This window comes from Winogradskyella maritima, assembly GCF_042650215.1.
Taxonomy (GTDB): domain Bacteria; phylum Bacteroidota; class Bacteroidia; order Flavobacteriales; family Flavobacteriaceae; genus Winogradskyella; species Winogradskyella maritima.
Genome location: NZ_JBHSAT010000023.1, coordinates 197,758 through 216,243 on the forward strand (window position 1 = coordinate 197,758; position 18,486 = coordinate 216,243).

16 protein-coding genes are annotated in these 18,486 nt (G+C 38.2%); 11 read left to right on the plus strand and 5 right to left on the minus strand.

Annotated elements, in window-relative coordinates; all coding sequences use genetic code 11:
• Positions 1–69 precede the first annotated feature (69 nt).
• Genes folP through ACFOSX_RS14065 form a run of 4 tightly spaced genes read left to right on the plus strand, consistent with a single transcriptional unit; the run spans position 70 to position 3,338 of the window.
• Positions 70–900 (plus strand): dihydropteroate synthase, encoded by an 831-nt coding sequence (folP, locus tag ACFOSX_RS14050; protein WP_386102566.1) that lies wholly within the window; start codon positions 70–72, stop codon positions 898–900.
• Positions 901–948: 48 nt separating this feature from the next.
• Positions 949–1,731, plus strand: coding sequence for a diadenylate cyclase CdaA (gene cdaA / locus ACFOSX_RS14055; RefSeq protein WP_386102569.1), 783 nt, complete (start codon positions 949–951; stop codon positions 1,729–1,731).
• A 35-nt stretch (positions 1,732–1,766) separates the two neighbouring features.
• Positions 1,767–2,525, plus strand: coding sequence for a DUF3667 domain-containing protein (locus ACFOSX_RS14060; RefSeq protein WP_386102572.1), 759 nt, complete (start codon positions 1,767–1,769; stop codon positions 2,523–2,525).
• The gene (locus tag ACFOSX_RS14065; RefSeq protein ID WP_386102575.1) at positions 2,526–3,338 is read left to right on the plus strand and encodes a DUF3667 domain-containing protein; all 813 of its coding nucleotides are present in this window, start codon (positions 2,526–2,528) and stop codon (positions 3,336–3,338) included.
• On the opposite strand, the gene ACFOSX_RS14070 is transcribed toward ACFOSX_RS14065, so the two are convergent.
• Together ACFOSX_RS14070 and truA are read right to left on the minus strand one after the other, a co-directional pair.
• Complete coding sequence (locus ACFOSX_RS14070; RefSeq protein WP_386103063.1) at positions 3,339–5,108, minus strand: ABC transporter ATP-binding protein; 1,770 nt, start codon at positions 5,106–5,108, stop codon at positions 3,339–3,341. It lies immediately after the preceding gene.
• Positions 5,109–5,139: 31 nt separating this feature from the next.
• Complete coding sequence (truA, locus tag ACFOSX_RS14075; RefSeq protein ID WP_386102578.1) at positions 5,140–5,886, minus strand: tRNA pseudouridine(38-40) synthase TruA; 747 nt, start codon at positions 5,884–5,886, stop codon at positions 5,140–5,142.
• A gap of 83 nt (positions 5,887–5,969) precedes the next feature.
• Here truA and ACFOSX_RS14080 point away from each other — a divergent pair, with 83 nt between their 5' ends.
• Complete coding sequence (locus tag ACFOSX_RS14080; protein ID WP_386102581.1) at positions 5,970–6,461, plus strand: metallophosphoesterase family protein; 492 nt, start codon at positions 5,970–5,972, stop codon at positions 6,459–6,461.
• 57 nt (positions 6,462–6,518) lie between these two features.
• Here ACFOSX_RS14080 and ACFOSX_RS14085 read toward each other — a convergent pair whose 3' ends face one another.
• Positions 6,519–6,929: a DUF4293 domain-containing protein gene (locus ACFOSX_RS14085; RefSeq protein ID WP_386102584.1), complete on the minus strand. Its 411-nt coding sequence runs from the start codon at positions 6,927–6,929 to the stop codon at positions 6,519–6,521.
• 217 nt (positions 6,930–7,146) lie between these two features.
• Here ACFOSX_RS14085 and rho point away from each other — a divergent pair, with 217 nt between their 5' ends.
• On the plus strand, positions 7,147–8,826 hold the full coding sequence (rho, locus tag ACFOSX_RS14090; RefSeq protein ID WP_386102587.1) for a transcription termination factor Rho: 1,680 nt from the start codon (positions 7,147–7,149) through the stop codon (positions 8,824–8,826).
• Between the two features lie 207 nt (positions 8,827–9,033).
• Here rho and ACFOSX_RS14095 read toward each other — a convergent pair whose 3' ends face one another.
• A complete protein-coding gene (locus ACFOSX_RS14095) occupies positions 9,034–9,789 on the minus strand; it encodes a BRCT domain-containing protein (protein ID WP_386102590.1) in 756 nt (251 codons plus the stop codon).
• 60 nt (positions 9,790–9,849) lie between these two features.
• A complete protein-coding gene (locus ACFOSX_RS14100) occupies positions 9,850–14,181 on the minus strand; it encodes a T9SS type B sorting domain-containing protein (protein ID WP_386102593.1) in 4,332 nt (1,443 codons plus the stop codon).
• A gap of 190 nt (positions 14,182–14,371) precedes the next feature.
• On the opposite strand from ACFOSX_RS14100, the gene folE reads away from it, so the two are divergent.
• The 5 genes from folE (at position 14,372) to ACFOSX_RS14125 (ending at position 18,413) form a co-directional block, all read left to right on the plus strand.
• Positions 14,372–15,049 carry a GTP cyclohydrolase I FolE gene (folE, locus tag ACFOSX_RS14105; protein WP_386102596.1) on the plus strand — a complete coding sequence of 226 codons (678 nt, stop codon included), beginning with the start codon at positions 14,372–14,374 and terminating at the stop codon, positions 15,047–15,049.
• 82 nt (positions 15,050–15,131) lie between these two features.
• Positions 15,132–16,610 (plus strand): cysteine--tRNA ligase, encoded by a 1,479-nt coding sequence (cysS, locus tag ACFOSX_RS14110; RefSeq protein WP_386102599.1) that lies wholly within the window; start codon positions 15,132–15,134, stop codon positions 16,608–16,610.
• A gap of 177 nt (positions 16,611–16,787) precedes the next feature.
• Positions 16,788–17,039 (plus strand): membrane protein insertion efficiency factor YidD, encoded by a 252-nt coding sequence (yidD, locus tag ACFOSX_RS14115; protein WP_386102602.1) that lies wholly within the window; start codon positions 16,788–16,790, stop codon positions 17,037–17,039.
• 61 nt (positions 17,040–17,100) lie between these two features.
• A complete protein-coding gene (gene lgt, locus ACFOSX_RS14120) occupies positions 17,101–17,928 on the plus strand; it encodes a prolipoprotein diacylglyceryl transferase (protein ID WP_386102605.1) in 828 nt (275 codons plus the stop codon).
• A complete protein-coding gene (locus tag ACFOSX_RS14125; RefSeq protein WP_386102608.1) occupies positions 17,925–18,413 on the plus strand; it encodes a DUF192 domain-containing protein in 489 nt (162 codons plus the stop codon). The genes lgt and ACFOSX_RS14125 overlap by 4 nt, the downstream gene beginning before the upstream one ends.
• Positions 18,414–18,486 lie beyond the last annotated feature (73 nt).

Below are 18,486 nucleotides of genomic sequence, written 5' to 3' on the forward strand. Positions count from 1 at the left end.
TATAATTTGCGTAAATTTCGCCATTATAATTCAATGTTCAAAGTTTAAGTTTCAAAGTTTTTGAAGCCAATGACGATAAACTGCAAAGGCCAACTTCTCGATTTAAGCACTCCAAAAGTGATGGGGATTTTAAATGTTACCCCAGATTCGTTTTATGACGGCGGTAAATTTAAAGGCGAATCTGACATTTTGAATCAGGTGGAAGTCATGCTCTCCGATGGTGCCACGTTTATTGATATTGGTGGCTATAGCTCTCGGCCTGGTGCGTACGAGGTTTCAGAAGATGAGGAAATTCAGCGTACAGCACCGATTACGGAACTTATTATAAAACATTTTCCTGAGACATCGATATCCATTGACACCTTTAGAAGTACTGTTGCTAAAAAGAATATCGAAGCCGGCGCATCGCTCGTCAATGATATTTCTGCAGGGTATTTAGACGAGAATATGCTTCAGACTGTAGCCGATTTAAGAGTACCTTATATTATGATGCACATGCGTGGAAATCCTAGGACCATGCAGAGTAAAACCGACTATTCAGACTTAACTGTGGAAATCAATCGGTATTTTTCAGAACGTATTGCGAAATGTCAAAGTCTTCAAATTAAAGATATCATCATTGACCCTGGTTTTGGATTTTCAAAAACCTTGGAACAGAATTTTCAATTATTGAATCAGCTTTCAGACTTAAAAATTTGTGATAAACCGATTCTTGCTGGTGTTTCAAGAAAATCGATGATTTATAAAAGCTTGGACATAACGCCTTCAGAAGCACTTAATGGCACTACGGCACTGAACATGGTTGCCTTAGAACACGGCGCATCCATTCTACGCGTTCATGATGTTAAAGAAGCTATGGAATGTGTGAGATTGCACAATCAATTAAAGGGTAACGGATAAATTTTGTGGTTACTTCTTATTTGTTAAATTAGCAGAAACCTACCGCCTTTGGATAATCTTCAGTTTTGGGATTTTAGATTTATAGATTTTGTCGACGTTTTTCTCGTCGCCATTCTCCTCTACTATATCTATAAGTTGGTGAAAGGCACGGTGGCCATCAATATTTTTATAGGGATTTTAATCATCTATTTTGTCTGGCGACTTACGGATTACCTTAACATGCAGATGCTCCATCGGATTTTTGATGGCTTTATGAAAGTGGGTATCATTGCATTAATCGTTGTTTTTCAACCCGAAATTCGAAAGTTTTTACTCATGGTCGGTTCTACGAATCTGGGTGGGAAACGTCGGATTTTCAAAAATTTTAAATTTCTGAAAAGTGATAGTGAAACCACAACAGATGTGGACGCTATTGTGAATGCCTGTACTAAAATGGGTACTTCTAAGACTGGAGCACTTATTGTTATAGAACGCAACAATAGCCTAGATTTTTTAACAGGCACTGGCGACGAGATGAACATTACTGTGACCCAACCCATAATTGAAAGCATATTTTTTAAAAATAGTCCATTACATGATGGCGCCGCCATTATTGATAACAATGTGGTTAAAGCCACACGAGTGATATTACCGGTCAGTAACGAAAAAAATATTCCCGAACGCTTTGGTCTTCGCCACCGTGCCGCCATAGGTATTACCGAAAAAACAGATGCCATTGCGATTGCCGTTAGTGAGGAATCCGGACAGATTTCATATATCAAAAATGGGGAATTTATGATGTTTAAAGATGCTGAAGAGCTGACGGAAAAAATAAAGAAGGATTTGATTTAATGGAGTGTAAAAATTGTAATACCCAACTTTCAGAAATGACCAACTACTGCCCAGAATGTGGGGCAAGGGTTATTAGAAATAGACTGACACCTCGGGTCCTCGCTGAGCAGATGAATGATGAAGTTTTGTCATTGGACAACAAGTTTCTGCGTACATTTATTGACCTTTTTAAGCGACCAGAAGCGGTTATCAACGGCTTTATCATTGGTGTTAGAAAGCGTCATCTTAATGTTATCAGTTATTGGGCCATTGCACTATCTGTACTTGGACTTCAGCTATTTATATTGAAAAGCTTTTTTCCTGAGTTTCTAGATGCTCAAAATGATATGTTCGGTATGACGAAAGTGGAAGGCGACAATCCTGTAAATACCTACAATGAGCTTGTTGGAAAAAGTATGAGTGAGTATCAAAATGTTATGTTTACGGTACTGATGCCATTTTTAGCCATTGGCACTTGGATTATTTATTTAGATAAGCGACGCTATAATTATACTGAACATTTGGTCATCAATCTCTACATAAATTCACAGTGGATTTTCGTTGGGATTGTTATAAATGTTGGCCTAGCATTATTCGGTGTTTCAAATATTATGATGGCTTCAATAATCGCAATGCCTTTAAGTTTGGCCTACGGAAGCTATGTATTTAAACGTTTGTATGGTAACTCCTTTTTAAATTCACTACTTCGTTACATAGCTGCATTTATTATTTACATGTTTGCTTTTTCTATTATAATGGTCATTTTCGTGATAGGGTTTTTCATCTATTTGTTTGCTACAGGAAAAATGGGTTAAATGAAGTGCAAGAACTGCCAAAAGGATATTATTGAAGAAAGTGATTACTGCAATTACTGTGGTGCACGTGTGGTTAGAAATCGCTTAACCATAGGAAATCTTATTAGTCATTTTTCTGAAGAATTTCTCAACTACGATAACCGCTTTATACAAACCTTTAAAAATCTATTTGTTAAACCTGAAGACGTTATCCGTTCTTACATTGATGGAACACGAAAAAAATATGTCAACGTTATCAGCTATTTTGCTATAGCCATTACCATCTCGGGGCTTCAACTGTTTTTGTTACAGCGCTTTTTTCCCGAATCTTTAAGTTTCGATTCGATTTCCCAACCTGGACTAGAAGAATTTAACAAAGGGGTTTTCAATTTTGTACGTGAGTATCAATCCCTAGCTATGATGCTTAATGTACCGATTTACGCACTCATATCTCGGATTGTGTTTATCAGGGAACGCCAATTTAAATACAATTATACGGAGCATTTGGTCATATTTATGTACTTACTGGCACAATTATCCATGGTCAACGTTATCCTAACCATCATAGGCGCCATGTTTGGCTTTGAAATGGGCGAGATGTCGATACTATTTGGGCCTCTACAATTACTTTTTTCTGGCTATTGCTTAAAACGTATTTTTAACCTAGACTGGCCAAATTTTATGCTAAGGTCATTGATTTTCTTTGGTGTGCTTGTGGTAATCTCAATCATCTTCAGCATCGTTTTTGCCATCATTGCCAAACAAACTGGGATGTTAGACGCCATTATAGAAGCGCAAAAACAAGCCATTGAAGCAAGTAAAAGTGGGCAATAATTAGGCTGATTCAGCAGAAAGAAACTGCACCTCATATAAGTTTTTGTAGTAGCCCGATTCTTTTTCAAGTAAAGATTCATGCGTTCCGACCTCCACTATTTCACCTGCGTCCATCACAATGATTTTATCTGCATTTTGAATCGTAGCCAAGCGATGCGCAATCACAATTGAAGTGCGTCCTTCGGTAATTTTTTCGGTTGCCTCTTGTATTAATTGTTCGGAATAAGAATCAACAGAAGACGTTGCTTCATCCAGAATTAATATACTCGGGTTTGAAACGTAAGCCCTTAAGAACGAAATCAATTGACGTTGGCCTGAAGATAACATCACCCCTCGCTCTTTCACATTATAATGGTAACCATTTGGAAGGCTTTCAATAAACTTATGAATACCTATGGCCTTGGCTGCCCTAACGACATCCTCTTCAGTAATGTCTTTGTTGTTTAGCGTAATGTTATTCAGAATGGTATCTGCAAATAAGAACACATCTTGAAGCACCACAGCAATCTGGCTACGAAGCGACTCCAAGGTTAAGTTCTTGATATTAATACCATCAATCTTAATCGTTCCTGAATCTATATCGTAAAATCGATTTAATAAATTGATAATGGTTGATTTACCTGCTCCTGTAGCACCAACAATAGCTATAGTCTGCCCTGACTTGATATCCAAAGAAATTCCTTTAAGAACTTCTTCGTCTTTGACATAGGAAAAACGGACATTTTCAAATTGAATATCGCCTTTAAAATTTGAAGCAATTTCAGTTCCTGTATCGTCAATTTGAGATTCAGTATCCAACACCCTAAATACACGGTCGGCCGCTACCATCCCCATTTGTAGGGTATTGAATTTATTCGCAATTTGGTTTAAGGGTCTAAACAACATTGGAATAAACATAATAAAGGCCATTAAATCTCCAGTAGAGGTATACGGCGAAATGGAAATCACATTGACAGCGCCAATCCAAATGACGACACCCATCGTTAATGATGACAGAAATTCTGCAATCGGAAAGAAAATAGAGTTATACCACACGGTTTTTAACCAGCCCTTTTTATGGCGCTCATTAATCTGTTTGAAGTTTCTGTACTCGGTAGTTTCACGTGTAAAAAGCTGTAAAATCTTCATTCCCGTAACGCGTTCTTGCACAAAGGAATTTAAGTTTGAAACTTCGGTACGTACTTCCTCAAACGCACGTTTCATGTACTTCTGAAAAATCTTTGTAGCAAATAATACTAGAGGAAGTGTTGTAAAGACGATTAAGCTCATCTTCCAGTTCATTGCCACCATAAATCCGCCAACTACCACCATTTTAAGGACGTCACTAAATATCATAAATAAGCCCTGCCCAAAGATATCCGCAATCCGTTCCATATCCGTTACCGCTCTGGTTATCAAAACACCGACCGAAGATTTATCATAATAAGTCATTTTAAATTTCAGCATATGCCGAAACAGTTTTACCCTAATGTCCTTTACGACTGACTGTCCCAACCAACTGGCATAATAGATAAACAATAATTGACAGACCACTTCAACAACAAGTAGAATGAGCATAAGCATAATGTAGAATAAAAAGCCTTCATATTCCTTAGGTGCGATTTGCTCATCAATAGCCACCTGAAGTACTTTTGGCCTTAGGGCTCCAAAAACCGCCAAACCTAAGACACAGAGAAGCGATATCACAAATACCGCACGATACGGTTTTATGTATTGCAACAGTCGTTTAAACAATCCGACATCGAATATTTTCTTGGATTTTTCTGCCATGCTTACTTTCCGCATAAACGGAACTTCGTTATTATTCTAATTTTATAGTTTCAGGATAAGTTATCTCTGACAAAAATAGGCCTTTTGCTGGGACTGAAAATCCTGCTTCCGAACGGTCTTTGGACTCAATAATGCTGTGCATCACTAATACATCTAATTTTCCCAGACCTATATTAATCAATGTGCCTACAATAGCTCTTACCATATTTCTTAAAAATCGGTCTGCCGTGATGGTAAAAATAAGTTGCTCTCCCTCAGTTTTCCACTGGGCAAATCGAATATCACAATTATAGGTCTTTACATCCGTATGTGCTTTAGAAAAGCATTTAAAATCTTTATAGTCCAATAAATACGTTGCCGCTTTATTCATGGCTTCAACATCCAAAGGTTGTAATACAGTATAAGACTGGTCATCTTGAAAAACATCCTTAGACGTAGATACCTTATAAAAATAGGTTCTTGAAGTAGCATCAAATCTAGCATGAGTGTCGTCCTTAACTCTAAATATATCTTTGATGGCTATATCAGGGGGCAAGTAAGAATTAAGACGATAAACAATATTGTCATCTTCAATGGAATTCGAAATGTCAAAATGCGCAAACATTTGGCTGGCATGCACTCCGGCATCAGTTCTACCAGCGCCCAATATGGAAATCGGTTCACCCAGAAGCAAGGATAATGCCTTATCCAATACTTCCTGAACGGTGACAGCATTTGGTTGTACTTGCCAACCGTGATACTGTTTGCCGTTGTATGCTAGTTCAATGAAATATCTCAAGTGAAAGTCCTATTTTTGCCAATGAAGCCACAAAGATAGGTCTTTTTAATGCTAAAGAAATCCTAAAACACGGCTATAGATTAATGACCAAAATCCTACTGCTTTCCGACACCCATAGTTATATAGATGATGCCATTTTAAGGCATGCTTCTGAAGCTGATGAAGTATGGCATGCAGGTGATATCGGTGAATTAAGAGTTACAGATTTGCTGTCTGAAAAAGCTAAATTAAGAGCAGTATATGGCAATATTGATGAAGCCAAAATCCGAGGCGAATATCCTGAGCACAACCGCTTTCATTGTGAAGATGTGGATGTATGGATGACCCATATCGGTGGCTATCCACCAAAATATAATTACAGAGTTAGAGATGAACTTCGCAATAATCCACCACGGCTTTTTATATGTGGGCATTCCCATATACTCAAAGTAATGCCCGACCCAAAATTAAACCTCATTCACATGAATCCCGGTGCGGTTGGAAAGCACGGATTTCATAAGGTACGTACTATGCTTCGTTTTACGATTGATGGAAAGAAGATTGAGAATTTGGAGGTTGTGGAGTTTCCGAAATAAAAACCCCAACATTTCTGTTGGGGTTTTTCGCACTAATACTACTAAGATTTTAGGTGTTTATCGTAATCTATCTACAGATTTTACAAGATCTTCGTCCTTTTTAATAGCCTTGTTTGCCAAGACCAAAAACACGATAGAAAAAATAGGAAGAATCATCCCAATACCTTTCTCAGAAACGTTAATTTCTCCAGATACACTTAGAGATTGATACACGAACACTCCTAGTAAAATAAAGTTCAATATTATATTTAGTCGTCCCAAGACAAACTGGGATTTCCTGTCTTTGTATCTAAAAATCGAAATTAAAGATAATAAAGCAGAACCCAAAAACAAACCTAGAATGTAATAATTATCCATGGCAAATACCTTTGCTCCTTCTTGATCTGTCCATAAATAGAACACAAAAGGAAGAGCCCCAGCAATGATTGCTGCTACCAAAAGATATAAAGTTTGAATTCTTTGAATCATTAGCTTTAAAAATTCGAAGGACAAAATTAATCGTTTATTTATAAAAATCAACCTGTAATTATAAATAAAATTGTATTATTGCAGTAGCGACGTGGTCATCAAAGACTTACTCGTATATTCTTCAGATTACCTTTCACTCTTTTCTTTTTTGAAAATCGATAACAGAAATTTTTGAAATAATCTCTATCAATTATTAAATACATTTTATACTTACATAATGTTTGAAATAGCTCAATTGAAAGCGAAAAAGCTTCCTGAATTGCAGGATATCGCTAAGCACCTCAAAGTTCCTAAATTCAGAACTTTAAAAAAATTGGATTTAGTCTATCAAATTTTAGATTATCAAGCCGCCAACCCAGAAGCGGTAAAGAGTGTGGTCAAGGAAGAAACTTCTTCAAAACCTGAACAGAAAGCTCAAAAACCACGTCAACCACGCCAAAAAGCACCGAATAAGGGGCAAGAGTCTAAGGACCAGCAGAAAATGGAATTTTCGGATTCCAAAACCAGCGAAAAAAAGGACGATAAGAAAGACGACAAAAAGGACGATAATAAGTCGGACAACCGTCAGAAAAATAATCGTGATAATTCTAGAAAGAACAACCAAGACAAATCTGGAAAAGACGATAACCAAAAGAACAACGATAAGCGCGATAACAAATCTCGTAACAACGATAACCGTAACGACAATCGCAACAACAATCGTAACAATAATAACAACCGCAACAACGGTAATAACGGCAATAAGGACAATCGTAATCGCTACAAGGAACCCGATTATGAGTTTGATGCCATTATTGAGTCCGAAGGTGTCTTGGACATCATGCAAGATGGCTACGGCTTCTTAAGATCTTCGGATTATAACTACTTATCATCGCCTGATGATATTTATGTATCACAATCGCAAATTCGCTTATTCGGATTAAAGACAGGAGATACAGTCTTAGGCCATGTTCGCCCACCAAAAGAAGGCGAAAAATATTTTCCTTTAATTAAGGTGAGTAAAATCAATGGTCAGAGCCCTCAGGTTGTTAGAGACCGAGTGGCATTTGAACATTTAACGCCATTATTCCCTAAGGAGAAATTTAATTTGGCAGAACGCCAGAGTACTATTTCTTCTCGAATTATGGACCTCTTCTCGCCTATCGGAAAAGGCCAACGTGGTATGATTGTATCACAGCCTAAAACTGGTAAAACCATGTTATTAAAGGATGTTGCCAATGCTATTGCAGCAAACCATCCTGAAGTATATCAAATGATCCTACTGATTGACGAACGTCCTGAAGAGGTAACCGATATGCAACGTAACGTCCGTGGTGAGGTAATCGCTTCTACTTTTGATAAAGAAGCACACGAGCATGTAAAAATAGCCAACATTGTTTTAGAGAAAGCTAAGCGTTTGGTAGAATGTGGCCACGATGTGGTTATTTTATTAGATTCCATTACGCGTTTAGCAAGGGCTTATAATACGGTACAACCTGCATCTGGTAAAATATTATCGGGTGGTGTGGATGCTAATGCCTTACACAAACCAAAGCGTTTCTTTGGTGCGGCACGTAATATTGAAAACGGTGGTTCTTTAACCATTATTGCTACAGCCTTAACCGAAACAGGTTCTAAAATGGATGAGGTGATTTTTGAAGAATTTAAAGGTACTGGTAATATGGAACTACAGTTGGATCGTAAGATTGCTAACCGTAGAATTTTCCCTGCTATCGACTTAACATCGTCTAGTACACGACGTGATGACTTGTTGTTGGATGAAGCTACGATTCAGCGCATGTGGGTAATGCGAAAGTATTTGGCCGACATGAATCCTGTAGAAGCTATGGAATTTATCAACGATAGATTTAAGCAAACCAGAAACAACGAAGAGTTCTTGATTTCAATGAATGGATAGTTCGAGACTTTAGGTTTTAGACTTTAGATAGAAAAAATGCTTCGCGATTGCGAGGCATTTTTTATCCTAAATCTTCAATAGCGTCTAAAAAGTCGTATTCATGTATAAGGCAAATATTATGTCCTGTTTTTCTCATATCCAAAGCTTTCTCGACTTTTCTTCCATAACACGCAAAAGCCCAAGCCTGGTTTCCATTATCACCTACAATTAAATAGTCTGTTTTTTTGAAACAGTTTTCGTTGGAATACCACCTGCGTCTTCAATTCTTCTTTCTAACTCGCGTCGGTTTCCACTTTGCAATACACCAGTTATGCAGAAGGTCTTACCGTCAATTTCAATATCCGGATCACTTGTACAGTGACCTGATATATTTACATTGTGGGTCTCATTATCAATTTTATCAGAAATATCTTTGGATTCTAGATTTACAAACTGATTTAAATATGCTTTTAAAACTAATCGCTCTTCATCATCTATTTTGCCATCAGATAGAATAGAAACAACTAAGCTCCTAATTTCATCATAAGGATAATAGGTGCTTAAATGAGTATTATTTTCCAACCATTTTTCTAAACTGACTATTTCTGCGTCTTCAATAATTCCATCAGATAAGATTCCATGACAAATACCTTGTAATGTTTGGAGATCAGCAGTTACAGCATCATAGTAGTAGCCTTCACTTTCATATTTTTGACAAAGCCAAAACATATCATCAACAGCCTCTCTAGATGGAACTTCTTTAGATGCGGTTGCATCTATAATTGACATAAATTCCCTAAAAGGGTTTCTATTAATTAAATCATGATGCTTAACAGACCATTTTTGTAATTCTGAAAATTCTTTTTCACTCACTTCATCATCCGAATTGATACCTAAAAGAATTCCCTTCAAAGAGTTTATTGCTTTATCTGCTCTAGCTTTTGAGGTAATTACATTCAACTCCCGTTGACTTAATTCATTCATAATCTATTATTTAGTCAGAATAAAAATAGAAAATATAATTAATAAAAAATAGAAAATAATTTATCGCTTCAAACTAAAATGCGCCGTAAACTCTTTGCGTTGACCTGTTTGTGGTTCATCATATTCTACTTTAAACCAGTAATCACTAGAGGGCATTAAATTACCGTTGTAGGTGCCATCCCAACCCGGACTGGTAGGACTTAATTCTTTCAGGAGTTTCCCATAGCGATCAAAAATATAGATGCGTGCCAATGGTTGTGTGTCGATTCCAACGATATTCCATGTTTCGTGATTGTTATCACCATTTGGTGTGAAGTACCTCGGATAATCGATAACTAAGACCTCAACGCTGTTGATACCGCAACCGTTAACGTCTCTAGCATAGACAGTGTGAATGCCTGCTGAGACATCTTCAAAACTGCCATTGTCTTGCCAAGCGCCATTATCCAAACTGAATTCATAGGTAGAAATACCTGTTGCCGTTGCTTCAACTCGGTGATTATCAGAAAACGCATCTGTGGTCACCTCTGCAGTAACAACAGGCGGTTCACTTTCGGTAACGATGGTTGTATCAGAACTCATACACATGGTAACCATTGAGGTTGATGTGTCCGTAACAATAACTTCATACGTACCACCTTGCATCGGTATTAGTCTTGGGCCAGTTTCCGTTGCAATTAAATCACCATTAAAAAACCAATCAAAGCTATAATCACCTGCAGGTAATTCTGTATCAATGACTGGTGGGACATCGACGACTTCAGAACCGTTAGTCGATAGACACAAAATGTATTCTTCGTCCAGATCAAATTCTGGTAACAGATTAACCTGAAGCGTCAATTCTGCAATTTCAAAACAGATATCTGGTGCAATATTATTACTTACTCGTGCATAGATAATTTGAGGATTAGTAAGATTCTCGTATAAGGTAGGAAGTGGCTCTACATTATTTAATGCATCATCCATACTATCATGATATGTCAGAGTAAAATCCATAGGATCTTGACCATCAAATATTTCGGCATCTTGTGTCGTTAAATCAAACTGAGCAAAACCGTCATTGTCGTTAACCTCATCACAGATTTCATATACAATAGGTTCACCGTCCTCATTGGCGTTGGCACCTTCAGTCACTTCAATCATAAAACTTTGTGTACTCACAGAACAGCCTGTATCATTATTTGTAATTGCTACAAAAATCTGTTGAGGATTTGAGGTATTCTCATAAGGATTCGGCAAAGCATCCATCAAATCGTCAGCATCCTGTTGCGAGTCATGATAAGTTACGGTAAACTGAAGCGGATCTTGCCCGTTTAATGCTTCTACGTCTTTGGTAGATAAATCAAAATCTGCCATGAAATCCGTATTGTTTTCACATAGTATATAATCTGAAATAACGCCACCTCCATCTGGTATAGGATTTACCATAATATCAAATTGCACGATGGCATAACAGGTCGTTGTATTATTCTGTACACGAACGTAAATGGTTTCCATTGGGTCCGTATTGGTATAAGCCATCGGCGTTGGTATAAAACCAATACCAAAGTTTGCCTCAGCCTCTGTTAAATAATAGGTGGCTGACACATTAGGGTCTCCATTAAAAATAAAAGCTTCGTTCTGGGTTAAATCAAAAGCTTCTTGTAAATCTCCTGGATTATTATCGTCACAAAGTTCTAAGTCATCCGGATCTAAATTTGGTGTAGGATTAACAGTTCGTAATCGCACGTGAACGCCCAAACCGACGCAATCATTATCAATATCACCATCCACACGGACATAAATTTCTTGTTCAAACGGTGAAGCATCGTTTCTATGGTTTGAAATATCAGGAATAGCATTGGATTCCGCCAAGGCATCTGCTTCTGTTTCGTAATAAGTAAAGGTTAAATTCTGGCCAGGTGGCAACATGGACTGTGCTCTAATTTGAGCTTCGGCATCTGTAAAATCGAAAGTTTCAATACCGTTGGTAATATCACCATCCACAGTTCCTGAATCACATATTTCGTATAAAATTTCAACGTCAGAAGGAATCTGAGTCGCTGAAACAAACAAATCTAACTGCGCCACACGAGAGCAACCATCAGCATTTTCAACACGTACAAAAAGCGTATCTGGGTTCGATGACGGGTCTGTATTGGTATACATAGTCGGATCCATAATAGCGCCATTACCTGTCATGGCATCTGCCATACTCGTGTGATAGGTAAATGTTTCATTTGCAGCGTTTGTAGAAATCAGTACATCTGCTTCCGTTAAGTTAAAAACCGAAAATCCATCGGAATCATCATCACACTGAATCAAATCAACGGCATTGGTAATTACTGGAAGTGCATTCACAACCAAGTCTAACGTCGTTGTTGCATAGCAATCAGGATTGTCAACATTTTCAACACGTGCAATCACCTGATCTGCATTGGCCACCATATTCACATAGGCATTTGGAAGTGGATTCATTCCAGAATCGGCTTCACCTTGAGTTTCGTAATACGTAACCGTGAACTGCATATTGTCTTGTCCATTCAAAATATTGCCGTCAACACTAGGCAAATTAAAAGTCGTTAACCCATTTGTGTCATCGCCATCGATTGCATCATCGCAGAGTTCGTATATATAGGCTGAGGCTGTGGGTTGGTCAAAAACATCGATTATAAAAGTCGATGTGTCAAAACACGCTGTATTATCCACATTTTCAACTCTTACATAAATGGTTTCTTCTGTGTAAGCCACCATATTTGTATAAGGACTTGTAATCGCCGCCATTGCTGTATCAGCATCATTTTGGCTAAAATGAAAACTAACATTGAATTCAGTCGTTGACTGACCATTCAAAGCATCGTCTTCTAATGCTGTAAAATCAAAATCCCATAAGCCATCATTATTATCATCACAAATGAGTTGATCGGGCACAGTGTTAGCTGTAGGTTGATTAAACACATCGATTATAAAATCTGTCAACGCATAACAATTAGTATTCACGTTATTTTCAATTCGCACCGTTATCGTTTCAGCCATATAGGCTGTCATGTTAGTATAGGTATCAGGCAATGCACTGGTATTGGCATCAGCATCCGCTGTACTAGGATGAAAAGTTACCGTGTAGTCTGTAGCTGACTGAGTCCCCAGCACAGTAGCACGAAGCGCATTTAAATCAAAATCCCAAAATCCATCGTTGTTGTCGTCACATATCAATTGGTCGCCCAAAGGATTTGCAATAGGTGTGTCAAAAACATTAATTTCAAAAGAACCAGTAGAAGCACAATCCGTATTAATAGTATTTTCAATTCTGATGAAAATCATTTCTGAAGTATAGGCCATAGCATTAGTATAGATTCCAGTTATGGGATCCATGTCCATTTCAGCATTATTAAGACTATTGTGGTAACTGACTTCCACATCCGTTTGGGTGCCGATGACAATGCTGTTTAAGACTGTAAAATCAAAATTTGCAAATCCATCATTATTATCGTCGCATATTAATTGGGGATCAACTGTGTTAGCGGTTGGTATTGGTGTTATTACTAAAGTTAAAACATCACTATCAGAATCGCCAGCGGTATCTGTAACTGTTACCTGATAATCACCTGCATCAGATACCGTAATGGTCGACATGCCGTCTGTACCAGGAATTGGCATAAAACCTGTTCCATCGTCATATTGCCAAGAATAATCCACAAAATCAGGGTCATTACTTGGGTTCGCATCTAAAGTTGTCGTTGACATGTCACAGATATTTTGGTCAGGACCTAAAATACCGTTCACGTCAATAATACTGCAGTCAGTTGAACCAGACCCTGGGCCGCCCAGATTATTTTGTACAATTTCAATTGAGCCAGATTGACCGCCCCAATTTGAAAGAAGCAAGAGATAGAACTCACCCGACTGAGCATTGGGAATATTAAAAGTTTCCGTTGCAGCTCCGGACCAACTACAATCTATAATATTAGAATTATCTAAATCATTAGGATAATAATTTGGGTTATCTACATTATCTGGACATGTGGGGCAATTAATATTTATGTTGCCACAATTTCCCGAATCAGAGGTAAATGGACCCCATGCGGCGAAATCTATATCGATGCCTGGCTCACCAGGTTCGTTAATTCCATTTCCATTAAAATCTTCCCATTGATTAATTATAAACGAAAGATCACCCGTTTGATCTATTTGAAGAAAAAACCATGATGGACGTGGCGCATTATTCATACAGGCAACTGCCGTATTAATGTTGGTTGAATTATCCGTATTGTTTTGAAAAACATAGGTTCCAGTATTATCAGAACAGATCGGTCCGGCTTCATCACATCGCGGACCTCCAGGAACATCTAACTGTGCGTAAGACCATAAGGAAATGAGCAAAAGAGCAATACTTAGTAGTTTTTTGAAATTCATTTTTTTGAAAATCTTTTTGAGAGATTGAGGGTAAAGTTAGTCAAAATATTCAATGGGTCTTTTTAGGGTATTACATTTTAAAACGTATAAAAACATATAACAAGTATACACCCTCATTTCCTACCCTAAAATCCTACAAATATTACTTATCTTTGCCTCTTGATTAAATCATAGTCATTCAAAAGTAGACATGAAATTAGATAACGAGTATAAAGACATTGACGCCTTTGGCGATGACCACGTTGGTTCTGCAAGTAAAACACCACTTAGAGCCGATGCTTTTAAACTAAGCAATGACGAAAAAATCGATGTCATAAAAGACGATGTGCGTCACATTATGGAAACCCTTGGCTTGGACCTCACGGACGACAGTCTAAAAGGCACACCAAACCGTGTGGCAAAAATGTTTGTCAATGAAATCTTTGGAGGTCTTGACCCTAAGCGTAAGCCAAGCGCATCAACATTTGATAATAAATACAAATACGGCGAAATGCTGGTAGAAAAGAACATCACCGTTTATTCTACGTGCGAGCATCACTTATTACCAATCGTAGGAAAAGCCCATGTGGCCTATATCTCTAACGGTACTGTCGTCGGATTATCTAAAATGAACCGAATTGTCGATTATTTTGCTAAGCGTCCACAGGTACAGGAACGATTGACCATCCAAATTGTGAAAGAACTTCAAGCAGTACTAGAGACTGAAGATGTGGCTTGTGTTATTGATGCCAAGCATCTTTGCGTGAATTCCCGTGGTATCCGCGACGTTGACAGTAGCACCATTACTTCAGAATTTGGCGGTAAATTCAAGGAAAAAGAAACCCGTCGTGAATTTCTGGATTATATTAAATTAGACACGCAGTTTTAGAAGTTAAGCTGTTTGTTGTTTATTTGTTTAGTCGAATGTGACTAACTTAAAACCACAAACCATAAACCCGAAACAAACCACAATGCTTTACACATCCCAAGACCTAAAAATCTACAACACGCTTTCTGGAGAGAAAGAAACCTTTAAACCCATCGAGGATGGCTATGTAGGGATGTATTGTTGCGGACCGACGGTGTATAGCAATGTGCATTTGGGGAACGTAAGAACCTTTATGTCGTTTGATGTGGTATTTCGTTATTTAAGGCATCTCGACTATAAAGTACGATACGTTAGAAATATTACCGATGCAGGACATTTAGAAAACGATGCCGATGTCGGCGAAGACCGTATTGCAAAGAAAGCCCGATTAGAAGCCATTGAACCCATGGAAGTGGTGCAGCGTTATACGGTGGATTTCCATAACATTCTCAATACGTTTAACTTTCTACCGCCAAGCATTGAGCCAACGGCAACTGGCCATATCATTGAGCAGATTGAAATCATCAAAACCATCATTGATAATGGACTTGCTTACGAAGTGAATGGCTCTGTTTATTTTGATGTGCTTAAATACAACGAATCAAAACCCTACGGTATTTTAAGCAAGCGTAAGGTTGAAGATTTAATACACAATACTCGTCAGTTAGATGGGCAATCGGACAAGAAGAATCCTCAGGATTTCGCGTTGTGGAAACGTGCCGAACCGCAACACATTATGCGTTGGCCATCGCCTTGGAGTGATGGTTTCCCAGGCTGGCATTTGGAATGTACAGCCATGAGCACCAAATATTTGGGCGAGCAGTTTGATATTCACGGTGGTGGCATGGATTTAAAATTCCCGCATCACGAATGTGAAATCGCACAGGCCGAAGCCAGCTGTGGCAATCCACCCGTCAACTTTTGGATGCACGCCAATATGCTGATTATGAACGGTAAAAAAATGGCAAAATCAACCGGAAACTTCATTTTACCCAATGAAATTTTTACGGGAGACAATGAACATATCACCAAAGCCTTTGCGCCAAGTGTTGCACGTTTCTTTATGTTGCAAGCACATTACAGAAGTATTTTGGATTTCACCAACGACGGCCTTTTAGCTAGTGAAAAAGGGTTCTACAGATTGATGGATGCGATAGATGCCATTGATGGTGTTAAACCGTCGTCAGAATCTAATTTCGATGTCAACGCATGGAAACAACGATGCTACGACGCCATGAATGATGATTTTAATACGCCCATATTAATTGCCAACTTGTTTGAAGGTGCTAAAGCCATCAACCAAACCAAAGACGGAAGCGTAACGCTTTCCAAGAACGACATCGCTTTACTCAAAGCTACGATGCACACCTTTGTATTTGACGTTTTGGGTTTAACCAATGAAGAGCAAAGTTCTGGTCAGTCTGATAAACTATCTGGTGCGGTAGAAATTTTAATCAACCTAAGAAAAGAAGCACGAATCAATAAAGATTTTGCCTTGTCTGACAAAATTAGAGATGAGCTAGCGGAAGTTGGTATCACTTTGAACGATGGACGTGAAGGCACGACGTTTTCGGTAAACTAGTCCCATCTGTCCGACAAGGTCGGACATCTTCCCAAAGGGAAGAATAACAACACAAATGTTTTGGGATTTTGTCCCGACGTTTCGGGATTGTATATTTGGAATTCAGGATTTTTATATGCCTAACGCATCAAGAAAATGATATCTTTTATTAGTCCCATAGTCAATAATTAAAGCCTTTTGCTAAAAAAAATCCTCACATACCCATTTTTACTTCTTATTCGTTTCTACCAAACGGCTATTTCGCCATTTACACCTGCGACGTGTCGTTATCAACCAACCTGTTCGCATTACACCAAAGAAGCTCTGGAAACCCATGGGTTATTTAATGGCGGTTGGTTAGGGATTAAACGGATTTTTAGTTGTCATCCTTGGGGTGGTTCGGGCTATGACCCAGTTCCTGAAAAGAATCCCGACGCTTCGGGAAAATAATTCTTAAGCCATTTAGCAATCTTTGCTAAAATGGTATATTTACGCATCAAAACATTGATATATGCACGCACTACAAATCGTTTGGGACCCTACCAAAGGCATTGATTTAGGTTTTATGACATTGCACTTCTACAGCATGATGTGGATTGTCGCATTTGTCCTAGGCTTTTTCATTATGAAACGTATTTGGAAAAACGAAGGCCAATCCAACGAATCATTGGATTCTCTATTTATTTATTCTGTATTGGGAATCATGCTCGGTGCGCGCTTGGGTCATGTGATTTTTTATCAGTCAGAATTAATCACCGAAGACTTCTTTAGCATCTTTTTGCCTTTCAGTTTTAAAGACGGTATACGCTTTACAGGCTTTCAAGGTTTAGCCAGTCATGGCGCCGCCATTGCCATGATTATTTCAATGTACTTGTTCAATAAAAAAGTATTGAAGAAAACCGTCATGTGGATTTTAGACCGTGTTGTTATTCCTGTGGCTTTGGGCGCCGTATTTGTACGAGTAGGAAACTTTATCAATTCTGAAATCATCGGAAAATTTACAGGCTCAGATTTCGGTGTTGTGTTTAAGCAATTAGGTGAAACCGAACCACGACACCCCGCACAACTATATGAAGCCTTTTGCTACATCTTCGTGTTTTTGGCTTTGTTTTATTTTTATTGGAAAACCAAAAAATCTGAGCAGGAAGGCTTTCTCTTCGGACTCTTTTTATTCTTATTAATGACCGTGCGCTTCTTTGTGGAATTTGTAAAAGAAGCTCAAAATCCTGAACGTGCCGATTGGTTATTGAATACCGGGCAACTCCTAAGCATTCCATTCATATTAGTCGGTTTGTATTTTATGTTTGTGTATAAACCGAAACAAAAAACAGCCAAATGAAACGCGCGTGGTTTCATATCGGTATTCTGGCATTAAGCGTCCTTAGCTGGTCGTGCAAAGACGAGTCGAAAAGCAGAGTGGTATCGGACATCAAATTCACACATGAAGCTAATCTTAGTTTACATAAAGCTGAAACAGATTCCATCGTCACCACTCTCGATATTGAAATTGCGGATGACGAATACCAAACCCAAACGGGATTGATGTACCGTAATATGCTTCAAGCTAATCACGGGATGCTATTTATCTTTCCGGATGAGGCCATGCGAAGCTTTTATATGAAGAACACACGCATTCCATTAGACATCATCTATTTTGATGCAGATAGTACGCTGGTGAGTATTCAAAAAAATGCTGTGCCTTTCAATGAAACTGGATTACCATCTGAAGCCCCTGCAAAATTCGTCCTTGAAGTCAATGCGGGTTTGACTGATGAATGGCAACTGGAAGTTGGGGATAAAATAAAGTTATCTGTGCTTGATTAGTTCTAATTCTTCTCTCTGCAAGCAATTAATCAAATCTTAAAGTTTTAAGTCCTATATTCATATTTAAACCACA